Origin of the sequence: Desulfovibrio sp. JC022, assembly GCF_010470665.1 — a bacterium.
In the GTDB taxonomy this organism is placed as follows: domain Bacteria; phylum Desulfobacterota; class Desulfovibrionia; order Desulfovibrionales; family Desulfovibrionaceae; genus Maridesulfovibrio.
In genome coordinates, this window is the sequence record NZ_VOPZ01000002.1 from 56,008 (window position 1) to 69,338 (window position 13,331).

Genomic DNA, 13,331 nt, shown 5'->3' on the forward strand with positions numbered 1-13,331 from the left:
AAAAATTCTTAAATCTGTTGTTAATCATGAGCAAGACAAAACCAATTGAAGTAGTTGCTGGTGTTATCTGGAAAGAGGGCTTGTTTCTTTCCGCTGAACGCCCGAAAGGCAAAGATTACGCAGGCTGGTGGGAATTTCCCGGCGGCAAAGTTGAAATAAACGAATCACTGGGTGATGCGCTGGTGCGTGAACTACAGGAAGAACTGGGCATAACTCCCACAAATTTTGACTTTTGGATGGAAAAAACTGTAGAGTACCCCGAATACACAGTACACTTAAATTTCTTCGACATCTGGGAATTCTCCGGTAAAGTGTCATCACTTGAAAATCAACGTTTTGATTGGTTTGATTTAACCGACATGCGCGATGTAAAATTCCTTCCAGTAAATTACGAAATCTTAGAAATGCTGAAAGAGCGTGAAAACGTTCTTCATAAATAAACCGCACAATCTGCCTCGCAACAGCGGCAAAGCCCTATCAAAAAGTTTTGGGATTCTTAAACCCTTTTTCCAAAAGGGTTTAAGGCCCCCGGCAGGGCCGCCGGAGGCATGGGAGCCCCATGAAAATTATCGATTTGATTAATAAAAATGGACAGTTCATATCACTTGAATTCTTCCCCCCTAAAGATCGCGAATCTTGGCCTAAATTCTTTGAAGTTGTAGAAAAACTCAAAGTACTGAATCCACTTTTTGCTTCCGTTACTTACGGCGCAGGCGGCGGAACTCAGGACAATTCACTTGAAATTGTTAAAAGAATGAAGCAGGATGCAGGGGTTGAACCTCTCGCACACCTGACCAGCGTCGGTGCCAGCCCGGAAAACATCAGTAAATTTGTATCCGCCCTTCAGGAAGCAAACGTTGAAAATATCCTTGCTCTGCGCGGCGATGCCCCTGTCGGGGATGAAAATTTCGATTTCAACACCCAGCCCTTCAAACACGGCTCCGATCTTGTCACCTACGTTAAGGACAAACATCCCGGCGTAGGTATCGCAGTGGCAGGTTACCCTGAAGCGCACCTTGAATCACCTTCTATTAAAGAAGATTTCAAATGGATGAAATACAAAATCGACGAGGGCGGAGAGTTCATCATCACTCAACTCTTTTTCGATAACCGGGTCTACTTTGATTTCTGCGACAGACTTAAAGGAATGGGTATTGATGTGCCTGTGCTGCCCGGAGTGCTGCCCATCATGAGCCTCAAATCCGCAAAATTCATTCTTTCCCTGTGCGGCGCAGCCATTCCCGGCAAATTCCTGAGTGCACTGGAAAAAGCCCACGCGGAAGGCGGCGATGAAGCAGTTTACAAACTGGGCATTGAATTCGCTACCAGGCAGGCACAGGAACTGCTGGACGGCGGTGCCCCCGGAGTGCATCTTTACACACTTAACAGAGCCAAAGCCTGCCTCGAAATCGGTCAGGCTCTTAAATTCTAAATTTACGTTCTACCATACTTAAATTAATAGGGATTCCAAAGGGGCTTGCTCCTTTGGCCGCCGGAGGCGAAATCACCTATCAAAACGCGAAGCGTATCATATCAACCAACAAACCGGACTGCCGATGGTCCGGGTCAAGAATACGGAGGTTTAGCTATGAGTACCAAAAATCCCAGAGTTGCTGTTGTAGGGGCCACAGGCGCGGTTGGCCGTGAAATGCTCAAAGTGCTTGAGCAGCGCGACTTTCCCGCATCCGAAATTGTTCCTTTTTCTTCTGCCCGCTCCGCCGGAACCAAGGTTCCATATAAAGGCGAAGAGCTGACCGTTATCGAGCTGAAAGAAGATTCCTTTGAAGGATTCGACATTGCTCTTTTTTCCGCAGGCGGCGGAACCTCCGAAAAATTCGCTCCCCTTGCTGCCAAAGCAGGCTGCGTAGTTGTGGACAACTCCAGTGCATGGAGAATGGACCCCAAAGTGCCCCTCGTTGTGCCCGAAGTTAACCCCGAAGATCTTGACTGGCACCCCGGCATCATCGCCAACCCCAACTGTTCCACTATCCAGATGGTAGTTGCGCTGAAGCCCATCCACGATGAAGCCAAAATCAAACGTATCATCGTCTCCACCTATCAGGCTGTTTCCGGTACCGGCCAGAAAGCCATCACCGAGCTTGAGACTCAGGTCAGCAGACTTTTCAACGGCAAAGACGTGATCCCCAGTGCCTACCCGCACCAGATCGCATTCAACTGCCTGCCGCACATCGATGTTTTCATGGATAACGGCTACACCAAAGAAGAAATGAAAATGGTCAACGAGACCAAGAAAATCATGGGCGACGATTCCATCAAGCTCACCGCCACCACCGTGCGCGTACCTGTTTTCTACAGCCACTCTGAGTCCGTTAACATCGAGACTGAGGAAAAGGTTACTGTTGAAGAATGCCGCGTCATGCTTTCCAATTTCCCCGGCGTGACTGTAGTGGATTACCCCGAAAAGAACCTCTACCCCATGGCAATCGATTGCGCCGGGGAAGATGATGTTTTCGTCGGTCGTATCCGCGAAGACGAAACCATTGAAAACGGCCTGAACATGTGGATTGTTTCCGACAACATCCGCAAAGGTGCCGCGCTGAACACCGTACAGATCGCCGAGACTCTGATTGCACGCGATCTGGTTCGTGTGAAATAGCAAAGTAATTACTTAGATCAAAAAAAGCGGTGGAGTTGGTTTCAACTTCACCGCTTTTTTTATTCTCTATTCCCACTTGCGAAAGTCTGCCCTTTGGAGCTAGTGTAATCCGGCTTTACGGAAGAGGAATTCCCGAAGCTTATGGCGGTTATGATCCCTGATGGGGTTAAAATAAATTTATGGAGTCCGGAATTGATTAAAAAAGTAGACAGTAACGAATATATTGATGCTATGCTTTCCGCCATGCGCGCGGGAACTGAAAAGATTTGCGCATTTTACGAACACCGAATCGGGTTGGTCTGCACCGATCCCAAACTCATGCTCATGCCTTGGGATGACCATCTGGTCCATCGCGGTGATGGTGTTTTTGAAAGCATGAAATTTGTGGACGGCAAACTTTATCAGCTTCAACCACACCTGCGCCGCATGAAGCGTTCTGCCCGCACAATCAGCCTGGAACCGCCCTGTTCATGGAATGAACTTGGCAACATTATACTGGAAGTAGCCGGAGCGTCCGGTGTAGATTCCGGCATGGTCCGCGTAATGCTCGGCCGTGGTGCCGGCGGCTTCGGCATCAGCCCCTATGAATGCCCGGTCCCTTCCCTGTATGTCGTAGTCTACAGACACGAGCCCAAACCGGAATCATGGTATGAAAAAGGCGTAACCGCTTTCAGGAGCAAAGTTCCGGCAAAACAGCCTTATCTGGCAACAATCAAATCAATTGACTACCTGCCTAACGTAATGATGAAGATCAATGCGAAAGAGGAAGGATTTGATGTACCCTTCTGCTTTGACAGCCTAAGTTTCCTTGCTGAAGGAGCAACGGAAAATGTCTGCATTGTAAGCCCTGATGGTAAGCTCTACACTCCAAAATTCACCAACTCGCTGGCCGGAACAACCATTGCCCGCGCCCTACAGTTAATCGAAGATGAGATTGAAGTGGATTTCCGGGCCATCTCCGAAGAAGACATCCTGCTGGCAAAAGAAGTTATCATCTGCGGCACATCCATTGATGCTGTAGGCGTTGTGCGCTTCAACAAAAAGCCCATTCACGATGTCCGCCCCGGTCCCATCTGCAAACGCATGCGCGAGCTGCTGCAAAAGGATCTTGAAGAAACGGGAACACCGATTATTAAAAGCTAAAATTAAGGGCCGTGAATCTCGCAGGATTCACGGCCCTTAAAATTTCTTACAAATTTAACAACTACTTCTTGGCAGTCAAAAGCATAAGTGAAAGATAGTTCGTTTTTTCCGGCACCTCGTTGATGTCCAGATAAATAGCCTCGCCATCCAGACCCAGACGGGTGTAGAATTTAACATCCATCTTATTCATTTCATTTACAGTATCACGCAATTCAGGAAAATTACGGTAGGCCTTCAAAATCACTGCGTTATCTACGTTTCCCAAAGACTCTGCAAATTTCTCAGGATCAGCAACGCCGGAAGTGAGCAACAAATTCTGCCCGGACTCCACCAGCACCTGCTGTGATCTTGCAGCTGCGGCCTGATAGGAGGTAATGCCGGGCACAACCTCAAATTCAACATCAGGACAAAGACGCTTCATGGTCTGCATCATGTAGCCGAAAGTGGAATAAATCAGCGGATCGCCAAGAGTCAGAAATGCTGCTGTTTTGCCACCTTCCAACTGCTGGCAAGCAATGCGACAGTTCTCTTCCCAAGCATCGTTTAAAATGTCTTTATCGCGGGTCATGGGATAGCCAAGCTTGACTACTTCGCAATCATCACGCACGAATTCGGATGCTATTTCAAGGGAATGGGAATACTCGTTCTTTGTGGAAGAAGCGGCAAAAACCACGTCCACTTTTTCAAGTACACGAACAGCCCTAACGGTCAGCAGATCAGAATCACCGGGACCGACCCCGATTCCATATATTTTTCCGGAATTACTCATTTACTTCTCTTTGTTATTAAGCAGGAAGTCCGCGAGAATCTCAACAGCTTCCACATTTCTCGGACCGGGTCGGGAAAAAACCGACTCATCCACCTTTAAAATTCTTTTGTCACGCACCGCTTCAATCAACTTGAAATGGTTTCGCTCATCGGGCTTGACCGGAGACGGATTCATACGTCCGCTTTGGTATACATAATTCTGGGGATTGAGCCGCATCAACTCTTCTTCGCCCATGCGCACAATCTTTTTATGGTTACCAACGCAATTAAATCCCCCGGCCCGACGGATAATATCATTCACAATGGAACCCTGCCCTGCTGCCAGCAGGTTGGGATAACGTATTTCAAAAAACACGGATGGCAGCACTGATGATGTCACATATTTCTGCAACACCGCACTAAGCCGCGTATCCATTGACTCGATCAATTTATCCGCTGCCCCCGGCTTCCCGGTAAGTACGCCCAGCCTGTTAATAACGGAAAACATCTCCTCAAACGAGGCTACCTGAAACATGGCACACGGAATTCCCCGCGTTTTGAGCGGTTCAAGAGCTGTTGCCGCTTGTGACCTTCCGGCCATCTGCAAAACAAGATCAGGCTTAAGAGCCACTATCAGTTCCGGATTGGGCCGCATATGAGTACCGATAGACGGAAGCTTGATTATCTGCTCAGGATAATGATCCGCAGCGGTGCGGGCCACCAGCCGATCTCCGAGATCCATGGCGTACAAAATTTCATTAAAAGATCCGTACAAGGCTACGATGCGCTTAGCCGGAGCCTGCAAAGTTATTTCATTGCCGAAGTCATCGGTAATGGAAACCGCGGCCTGCGCCCCAGATACGAAACCAGACGCAAAAACACCTGCGAAACTAATCAGCAGCAGGAGAAAAAAGAACCTGCGGAACATGGAGGCTCGGATGCTCCACAATCGCAACAGATGTTTCATAAACATTTGAAATATTTTCCTCTGTAATTACATCAGCAGGTGAACCATCCAGCATGACTCTTCCCTGAGAAAGAAAGACCAGCCGATCAAAATAAAGGGCCGCCAAATTGAGATCATGGATCACGCAGACAATGGTCGCCCCATGGCGGTTCATGTTTTTCAGGAGATCAAAAAGCTCTATCTTCCCGGCAACATCAACACCGGAAGAAGCTTCATCAAGCACCATCAACCGGGCTTGCTGGGCCACAGTGCGAGCCATAAGCACTCTCTGAAACTCACCACCGGAAAGCTCGGCAACCGAACGCTCTGTCAGGTGGCTTATACCGACTCTTTCGATGGCCTCGGTACAAATCCGTTCATCCTCTCCGTCATAACCGAAAAAGCCGGACCCATGCGCGTAACGGCCCATCATGACCATGGATTTCACAGTCAGCCCGAAAGCGGGGTCCACCCGTTGCGGAAGCACAGCCATAATCCCGGCAAGTTCGCGAGGACGGTATGAATCAACCGTGCTACCGTCAATCTCAATACACCCTCCCAAAGGGGGGAGGACACCGGAAATTGATGAGACAAGAGTTGTCTTACCGCTACCGTTGGGACCGAGTATGGCGGTCATGGACCCTGCGGGGAACTCGAGATTCAGCCCATGCAGGACTTCACGCCCTGCGTATCCGGCTTTCAAGTCCGTAATTTTAATCATGAGCCGGCCCCGCTACTTCCATTAAAACCGGAGCGTAACACAATGCAGAAAAACGGACCGCCAAGTAACGCAGTGACCACGCCCACCGGAAGCTCCTCACCACCGGAAAGCAATGACCGGGCAATGACATCAGACCAGACCAACAGCAATCCTCCCAGCAGGGAAGATGAAAGCAAAAGCGGCCTGTGTTCTGCACCCTGAAACATGCGCACCAGATGTGGAACAATCAATCCCACAAATCCTATAATCCCGGAAACAGCCACCGCCGCCCCGGTCAACAGCCCGGAACCGATAAGCAGTGCCATACGAACACGAGAAACATCCATGCCCAAATGACGGGCCTGTGTTTCACCGAGAGAAAGAATATCCAGTTCGCGTGAGTAGTATATCAGCGGAATCATTCCGGCGATAAAGTACGGCATAAAAAGCTGCAAATGTGACCAGCCCCGCCCCTGAAAGCTGCCCATAATCCAAAAAACTATGGAAGTTACGGACTCCTCATCAAGGGACTTGAGCAGGGAAATGAGCGCGGAAAGAAATGTAGCCACCACAATCCCGGCAAGGACCATGGTTTCCCGACGTAATCTTCCGCCGATCCTGCCCAGCATGAGCACTGCGCCAAGCGCAGCCATTGCCCCGGCAAGGGCAGCCAGCGGCAGAAACAGGTTCCCGAATCTGGACCAAAGCTCCGCGCCGAGCATAGTCGAGCCGGAAAAAATCGCCAGACTGGCCCCGAAAGCCGCCCCGCTGCTAACTCCAAGAGTAAACGGATCAGCCAAAGGGTTGCGCAGGATGCCCTGATAAACAGTCCCGGCAACAGCAAGCGACATTCCCACCAAAAATGATAGACAAACCCGGCTGAGTCGCAGATCGATAATGATAAAAGAAAGTGCTGAATCAACTTTATCTGCACCCAAACCCAAAGCAGTCTTAAAGGCCGCCAAGACCTGAGCAGATTCAGTAGGATAAGCCCCGAAAAGACAGGCGGCGAAAATGGAAATCGGCACGAGCAATGACAGTACAATGACTGCCTGCGCCCTTCTGTTACCTGAAAATTCCATCATCACCGCCCGGTTTAATTAATGGTCGCCAAGGTGCTTGAAAGCAACCTTGAGGTGATCAACCCAGATGTCCAAAACCTGCGGAAATTCAGCGGTTCCCTTAAGCACGGGAACACACTTGTAACCCAGCTTGGACAGCTCGGATTTCCATGAATCAGCCTCATCTCCTGCCATATCGTTACGGGCATGGTCACCTGCAACAGACATGTAAGGCATGAGGTAGACTTTCTTGGCTTTGCTCTTTTTGAGCAGAACTTTAACGTCATCAAGGGAAGGTGCGCCTTCAACTGTACCAACGAAAATATTGGAATCAACCTTGGAAAAGTAATCCTGAGAAGCGGGATAGTAGATATTAGCGGCGTGGTGGGTTCCGTGACCCATAAGTACAACAGCATCCTTGGCCTTACGGTCCTTGGGTATGTTGGCGATAATGGCCTTCACAGTGCGCTGCATATCTTTGTCGGAATAAAGAAGCGGCTTGCCTACGGTAACTTTGCTCATGCCTTTGGGCATACCTTCAAACCTTTTTACGGTGTCACTGATGCCCTCAAATTCCTCACCGGGGATGGTGTGCAGGGACTGCACTGCAACATGGGTGAAACCTTCATCCATCATCTTGGTCATAGCCATAACCGGGGAATCCACAGCACGGCCTTCTTTTGCCAGAATATTTCTGATGATAGCGGAAGAATAGGACCAACGAACAGGTACACCGGGAAAAGCCTTTTTCACGGCCTTGTCGATTGCATCAAACGCAGGTTTGGTTTCAACCATGCTGGAACCGAAAGCGGACAGCATAATACCTTTTTTTACAGACTTTCCTTCACCATGTCCGGCCATGGCAAATGAAGGGATCAGCAGAAAACAAACCAGAATAAATGCGGGGATGAACTTGAATTTGTCCCCAAAACGGCACTGCATAACAGTCTCCTCAAATTGGGGGGCTTAAAAAAAGGTAAACCACACACGCGAGTGCATGCGCAGCAATTTCTGACAGGTAAAAGCCCCGTTAACCGTCAGAATGATCGTGATTTGCACCCGGGCAGGTCTTCCGACTCGTCCTATTCCACCCGGCCTTCCCGAAAATTAATTCAGTGGCACACGGAACCGGAATTATTCCGGTCACACGGGATGAAACCTTGCAGGACTCACGGCGGCGGGTCCGTCCCCGACTTTAACGGGGTTCCCTATTAAGCTCGTGAGAGCACCTCAGGCAAAAGCTAGATATGATTGTTCACTCGCATTGTCAATGCAGACGGCTGATATACACTATCTTAGCTGTCTGATAATTTTAGCCCTGTTAACGCGCGGCCAACGGCCCGTCCCCGATTCCGGGCCAAATACGGATCATACCCAACAATGCACGCAGGCTGGTCCAAATCCCGGCAACAACCCAGATCCAGAACAACATATGCTGCGGATGAAACCAATCTACCACATAAAGGAGTCCGACACTTGTAAGAACCGCAATGAGCATGGCATTCCGCAGATAGCGGTAATCACCGGTTCCAAGATGGATTCCGTCGGTAGCGAAGGAGAGCGCGTTGATGGGCTGCAAGAAAGTGACTGCCAGCCATGCAGGTCCGAAAACCATGGCGGATTCTTCCGGTACCAGCAACCAGACCACAGGCTGCTGTCCCAGATACATACCGATGGTCAGCACAACCCCGGTGGCGAAGCTCCATTTACAGACCAGTGCCGCGACTTTACGCGCGGTCACACGATCGGCACGGCCCACAAAATAGCCCACCAGCGACTGTCCGCTGATAGCAAAAGCATCTAGAAAAAGAGCCAGAAAAACAAAAAACTGGCGGATAGCCTGATGCGCCGCACCGGATTCCGCCCCGGCTTTAGTAGCAAAACGGGTACAGAGCAGCAAAAACATACAGACGCACCCGGTACGCACAAACATATCACCGCCGATAACAAAAAGCCTGCGTGCGTCAGCAAAGCTGAATCCGGTATTAAATCCATAATGTTTACGAACAACCAGCACCGCCCAAACCGCACCAATCCATTGACTAATGGAACTTGCCAGAGCAGCACCGCCCACCCCCATAACGGGAAACGGTCCCTTACCGAAAACAAGGCACCAGTCCAGCACGACGTTGATCACATTCATGCCCACCGCAATCCACAGCGGGGAGCGCATATCCTGATAACCGCGCAAAGACCCAAAGCAGGCAAGAACAATCAATACAGCCGGTCCACCCAGCAAACGGTAGCTCATGTAATCTACTGCCAGATTGCGAACAGCACCTTCTCCGCCCATCATCACCGCAATACTGCTTAGAAATGGATAGACAAAAACAATCAAAGCCAATCCCAGCACAGCGGAAATGCCCGCAGCCATCCAGCCAAGGGACGAAGCCCGTTCAAGATCGTCCTTACCCAAGGCATGCGAAACTTCAGTCTGGGTGCCGATGCCCAGAAATCCAAAAATCCAAAAGACAGACGAGAATACAATGGTCCCGATACCAAGCGAGGCCAGCGCTTCCGGGCCGAGTTTGGCAACAAATGCAGTATCCACCAGCCCGGTCAAAGGCTCGGCGACCATAGAAAAAAGAACCGGAATTGCCAAAGTAAGCAATGTCCGGTTCGGTTTAATTTCAAAGGGATGTTTTTGAGTCATTACTATTTAATATTCTCTTCAAACCAAGCTTCAAATAATTCCATAGCACGTTTGCCGTAGAGTTCTTTACGAACCCGTTTAGGTGCGCGCTTATTCAATGCAGGCATGAGTCCGAACTGGACGTTGGAGGGTTGGAAATTCTTTTTCTTTTCGCGCAAATGCCCGAGCAATGCGCCCATGGAGGTTTCCGGCGGCGGTGCGGGAAGTTCATTGCCTTTGGCCTGCTCTGCAAGCATGCGTCCTACCCAGAGACCGCAGGCTGCGGATTCAAGATAGCCTTCCACACCGGTAATCTGTCCGGCAAGATGAATACGCGAATCAGCCTTGAGGGCCAGTTTTTCGTCCAACACTTCAGGAGCGTTTACATAGGTGTTGCGATGGATAGACCCCATGCGCAGAAATTCCACATCTTCAAGGCCGGGAATCATGCGAAAAATACGTTTTTGCTCAGGGTACTTAAGCTTGGTCTGGAAACCTACGAGGTTAAAGGCGGTTTTGTCTTTGTTTTCAGCACGCAACTGAACCACGGCGTGTGCCTGTTCTTCTGTGCGCGGATCAATGAGACCTACAGGCTTGAGCGGTCCGAATGACAGAGTTTTCTCGCCACGGTCTGCCATTTCCTCAATGGGCAGACAGCCTTCGAAATGAATTTCTTTTTCGAACTCGCGGGGCACAACGCGTTCCCCTTCCTTAAGCTCCTTGATAAATTCGGCGTACTGTTCCTCGTTCATAGGACAGTTCAGGTAGTCGTCATCTTCAGGCTTGTAGCGGGAGCCGTAAAAAGCCACATCCATATTCACAGAATCGCGGCTGACAATGGGCGCGATGGCATCATAAAAATATAAACGCTGTTCGCCGATCTTGGCGATAAGACTTTCGGTCAGCCCTTCGGAAGCCAGCGGTCCGGCGCAAACAACGACCTTTGAAAAATCTGCAAGTTCGGGATCATCAAGGGAACTGATTTCCTTACGGACTACAGTAATGAATTCATTCTGTTCAATTTCCTCGGTAACCAGTCTGGAGAAAACTTCACGGTCAACGGCCAGCGCGGAACCAGCGGGCACACGGGCCTGCATGGCGGCTTTCATGAGCACGGAATCAAGGGCTTCCATCTCCTTTTTAAGCACCCCGATGGCGGTATTCAACTCACCGGAACGCAAGGAGTTGGAACAGACCAGCTCAGCCAGACCGGGCAAATGATGGGCCTCGGAATATTTATCGGGCTTCATTTCATAAAGAACTACCGAAACTTCAGCCTTGGCCAGCTGCATTGCACATTCACACCCAGCCAGCCCGCCACCGATTACTGCGATTTTATCCACGTATATTACTCCAAAGTCGATTGAATTTTTTAAGTATCTAAACTAATAAATAATAGATGTGTTTCGCGATCCTGCAAAATTATACATAACTCACCATTTATGACCGCACCTATCTTAAAAATCAAGAATCTGACCACATCTTTCGCCACTCCAGGCGGAATCATCAAGGCTGTGGATAATGCCAGTCTGGACTTAGGGCAAGGAGAAACTTTAGCCATTGTCGGGGAATCCGGCTGCGGCAAGACCGTGCTCTCCCTCTCAATTATGGGACTTATCCCCGATCCGCCGGGGCGAATCACTGACGGACAGGTTCTTTATCGCGATCAGGACCTTGTGCAACTATCCGAACAGGAAATGCAAAAAATTCGCGGTAACCACCTCTCCATGGTCTTTCAAGAACCTATGACCTCACTTAATCCGGTTTTCAAAATCGGAGACCAGATCGGCGAAACCTTACGTTTGCACAAGGGCATGGATAAACAGCAGGCCGCCGAAGCCGCAGTAGACGCCCTCAAACAAGTAGGCATTCCCAATCCGCACAAGCGACTCGACAATTTTCCCCACGAACTGAGCGGCGGCATGCGTCAACGGGTCATGATCGCCATGGCTCTGGTCTGTTCCCCGGAAGTTCTCATTGCTGACGAACCGACCACCGCACTGGACGTAACCATCCAAGCACAGATCCTGCGTCTGCTGGATGATCTGAAACACACAATGAACGGTTCGCTCATGCTCATTACTCATGATCTGGGAGTGGTGGCAAGGGTCGCCACAAGAGTTGCTGTCATGTATGCAGGACAGATTGTGGAATCCGCATCCATCTCTGAAATTTTCAAGGAACCGCTGCATCCGTACACTCAGGGATTACTCAATTCAGTACCGAGGCTGGGTTGCCGCACCGAACTCACCCCCATTCCCGGAAATGTCCCGGCCCTGCTTGATCTGCCCAAAGGCTGCCGCTTCCATCCGCGCTGTGAAAGGGCCTTTGCCCTTTGCCGCGAGCAGGAACCTCAACTATTAGATAAGAACGGCAGGCAGGTACGCTGCTGGCTGCATACTTAATGTGATAGAAAATTAAATTTAATATTATTGAATTTAACGAACGCAACACTGCCATAAATGAGTTGAGAATGAATGAAAATATACTGGAAATAAAAAACGTCAAACGACACTACCCCGTCAGCAACGGACTGCTGTCGCTATCCAAGGCAACAGTTAAAGCGGTAAACGGCGTTACCCTTGAAGTGAAAAAAGGCGAAACTCTCGGTCTTGTGGGCGAATCCGGCTGCGGTAAATCCACTCTTGCCCGATTACTTACCGGACTGGAAAAACCGGATCAGGGCAGCATAAATTTTAACGGACGCAAGCTTGACGAATGGACCGCAACAGAGCGCAGCACCATGCTCCAGATGGTCTTTCAGGACCCGTATTCATCGCTTAACCCACGGCAGCGAATCGGTAGAATTATTTCTGAATCCATGCGTATTCACAAGTCAGGCAGCAAAGATGAAATTCAGCAGCGAGTGGAAAGGCTGCTTGTTCAGGTAGGATTGAGACCGGAACACCACAAACGCTACCCCCACGAATTTTCCGGAGGTCAGCGTCAGCGTGTTGCAATAGCTAGAGCTATCGCCATGAACCCGGATTTGATCATCTGCGATGAACCCGTTTCCGCACTGGATGTTTCCGTTCAAGCACAGGTCCTCAACCTGCTTAAATCCATCCAGCAGGAATTCGGTCTGAGCTATGTTTTTATTTCCCATGATCTTTCAGTAGTCAGCCATATCAGTGACCGGGTGGCGGTCATGTATCTAGGCCAAATCATGGAAATTACTACTGCGGAAGAACTTTACCACAATCCGCAGCACCCCTATACCCAAATCCTGCTCGACGCTGTTCCAGTACCGGACCCGGAACTTCAAAAAGAAGATGTAATAATTTCCGATGACATGCCCAGCCCCATCTCGCCACCAACAGGCTGCCCTTTCCATCCCCGCTGCCCCAAAGCCATGGATGTCTGCTCACAGGACCAGCCGGAGCTTAAAGAGACGACAAACGGGCATAAGGTTTCATGTCATTTGTATTAAATTTTATTCCATAAAAAAGGCCGGAGCATCAGCCCCGGCCTTTCAAATATTCAAA

General features: G+C 49.7%; 13 protein-coding genes and 1 riboswitch. Of the genes, 6 read left to right on the plus strand and 7 right to left on the minus strand.

Annotated features, from left to right (window positions below; all coding sequences use genetic code 11):
* Positions 1-26 precede the first annotated feature (26 nt).
* From FMS18_RS03225 to FMS18_RS03240, 4 genes are all read left to right on the plus strand, one after another.
* Entirely contained in the window at positions 27-440 is a 414-nt protein-coding gene (locus tag FMS18_RS03225) for a (deoxy)nucleoside triphosphate pyrophosphohydrolase (protein ID WP_163292316.1), read from the plus strand.
* A 119-nt stretch (positions 441-559) separates the two neighbouring features.
* Positions 560-1,432 carry a methylenetetrahydrofolate reductase gene (locus FMS18_RS03230; RefSeq protein ID WP_163292317.1) on the plus strand — a complete coding sequence of 291 codons (873 nt, stop codon included), beginning with the start codon at positions 560-562 and terminating at the stop codon, positions 1,430-1,432.
* Positions 1,433-1,588: 156 nt separating this feature from the next.
* Positions 1,589-2,617 carry an aspartate-semialdehyde dehydrogenase gene (locus FMS18_RS03235; RefSeq protein WP_163292318.1) on the plus strand — a complete coding sequence of 343 codons (1,029 nt, stop codon included), beginning with the start codon at positions 1,589-1,591 and terminating at the stop codon, positions 2,615-2,617.
* Positions 2,618-2,809: 192 nt separating this feature from the next.
* The gene (locus FMS18_RS03240; RefSeq protein WP_163292319.1) at positions 2,810-3,760 is read left to right on the plus strand and encodes an aminotransferase class IV; all 951 of its coding nucleotides are present in this window, start codon (positions 2,810-2,812) and stop codon (positions 3,758-3,760) included.
* A gap of 61 nt (positions 3,761-3,821) precedes the next feature.
* On the opposite strand, the gene cobI is transcribed toward FMS18_RS03240, so the two are convergent.
* The 7 genes from cobI to trmFO form a co-directional block, all read right to left on the minus strand.
* On the minus strand, positions 3,822-4,529 hold the full coding sequence (gene cobI, locus FMS18_RS03245) for a precorrin-2 C(20)-methyltransferase (RefSeq protein WP_163292320.1): 708 nt from the start codon (positions 4,527-4,529) through the stop codon (positions 3,822-3,824).
* Entirely contained in the window at positions 4,530-5,480 is a 951-nt protein-coding gene (locus FMS18_RS03250; protein ID WP_239060932.1) for an ABC transporter substrate-binding protein, read from the minus strand. It lies immediately after the preceding gene.
* On the minus strand, positions 5,398-6,174 hold the full coding sequence (locus tag FMS18_RS03255) for an ABC transporter ATP-binding protein (RefSeq protein WP_163292321.1): 777 nt from the start codon (positions 6,172-6,174) through the stop codon (positions 5,398-5,400). Before FMS18_RS03255 ends, FMS18_RS03250 begins: the two co-directional genes overlap by 83 nt.
* Positions 6,171-7,235 (minus strand): iron ABC transporter permease, encoded by a 1,065-nt coding sequence (locus FMS18_RS03260; RefSeq protein WP_163292693.1) that lies wholly within the window; start codon positions 7,233-7,235, stop codon positions 6,171-6,173. Before FMS18_RS03260 ends, FMS18_RS03255 begins: the two co-directional genes overlap by 4 nt.
* Positions 7,236-7,253: 18 nt before the next feature.
* Positions 7,254-8,156: a sirohydrochlorin cobaltochelatase gene (locus FMS18_RS03265; RefSeq protein WP_163292322.1), complete on the minus strand. Its 903-nt coding sequence runs from the start codon at positions 8,154-8,156 to the stop codon at positions 7,254-7,256.
* 102 nt (positions 8,157-8,258) lie between these two features.
* Positions 8,259-8,462, minus strand: a riboswitch (cobalamin riboswitch).
* 73 nt (positions 8,463-8,535) lie between these two features.
* The gene (locus FMS18_RS03270; RefSeq protein ID WP_163292323.1) at positions 8,536-9,867 is read right to left on the minus strand and encodes an MATE family efflux transporter; all 1,332 of its coding nucleotides are present in this window, start codon (positions 9,865-9,867) and stop codon (positions 8,536-8,538) included.
* Positions 9,868-9,869: 2 nt separating this feature from the next.
* Positions 9,870-11,189 carry a methylenetetrahydrofolate--tRNA-(uracil(54)-C(5))-methyltransferase (FADH(2)-oxidizing) TrmFO gene (gene trmFO / locus FMS18_RS03275; RefSeq protein WP_163292324.1) on the minus strand — a complete coding sequence of 440 codons (1,320 nt, stop codon included), beginning with the start codon at positions 11,187-11,189 and terminating at the stop codon, positions 9,870-9,872.
* 99 nt (positions 11,190-11,288) lie between these two features.
* Here trmFO and FMS18_RS03280 point away from each other — a divergent pair, with 99 nt between their 5' ends.
* Positions 11,289-12,251, plus strand: coding sequence for an ABC transporter ATP-binding protein (locus FMS18_RS03280; protein WP_163292325.1), 963 nt, complete (start codon positions 11,289-11,291; stop codon positions 12,249-12,251).
* A gap of 68 nt (positions 12,252-12,319) precedes the next feature.
* The gene (locus FMS18_RS03285) at positions 12,320-13,276 is read left to right on the plus strand and encodes an ABC transporter ATP-binding protein (RefSeq protein WP_163292326.1); all 957 of its coding nucleotides are present in this window, start codon (positions 12,320-12,322) and stop codon (positions 13,274-13,276) included.
* Positions 13,277-13,331 lie beyond the last annotated feature (55 nt).

Bases quoted from the DNA above. Each gene is read 5' to 3' on its own strand.
- FMS18_RS03225 (WP_163292316.1), top strand. From the start codon at position 27: ATGAGCAAGACAAAACCAATTGAAGTAGTTGCTGGTGTTATCTGGAAA.
- FMS18_RS03260 (WP_163292693.1), bottom strand. From the start codon at position 7,235: ATGGAATTTTCAGGTAACAGAAGGGCGCAGGCAGTCATTGTACTGTCA.
- FMS18_RS03250 (WP_239060932.1), bottom strand. From the start codon at position 5,480: ATGTTTATGAAACATCTGTTGCGATTGTGGAGCATCCGAGCCTCCATG.
- cobI (WP_163292320.1), bottom strand. From the start codon at position 4,529: ATGAGTAATTCCGGAAAAATATATGGAATCGGGGTCGGTCCCGGTGAT.
- FMS18_RS03255 (WP_163292321.1), bottom strand. From the start codon at position 6,174: ATGATTAAAATTACGGACTTGAAAGCCGGATACGCAGGGCGTGAAGTC.
- FMS18_RS03265 (WP_163292322.1), bottom strand. From the start codon at position 8,156: ATGCAGTGCCGTTTTGGGGACAAATTCAAGTTCATCCCCGCATTTATT.
- FMS18_RS03285 (WP_163292326.1), top strand. From the start codon at position 12,320: ATGAATGAAAATATACTGGAAATAAAAAACGTCAAACGACACTACCCC.
- FMS18_RS03280 (WP_163292325.1), top strand. From the start codon at position 11,289: ATGACCGCACCTATCTTAAAAATCAAGAATCTGACCACATCTTTCGCC.
- FMS18_RS03270 (WP_163292323.1), bottom strand. From the start codon at position 9,867: ATGACTCAAAAACATCCCTTTGAAATTAAACCGAACCGGACATTGCTT.
- FMS18_RS03235 (WP_163292318.1), top strand. From the start codon at position 1,589: ATGAGTACCAAAAATCCCAGAGTTGCTGTTGTAGGGGCCACAGGCGCG.
- FMS18_RS03230 (WP_163292317.1), top strand. From the start codon at position 560: ATGAAAATTATCGATTTGATTAATAAAAATGGACAGTTCATATCACTT.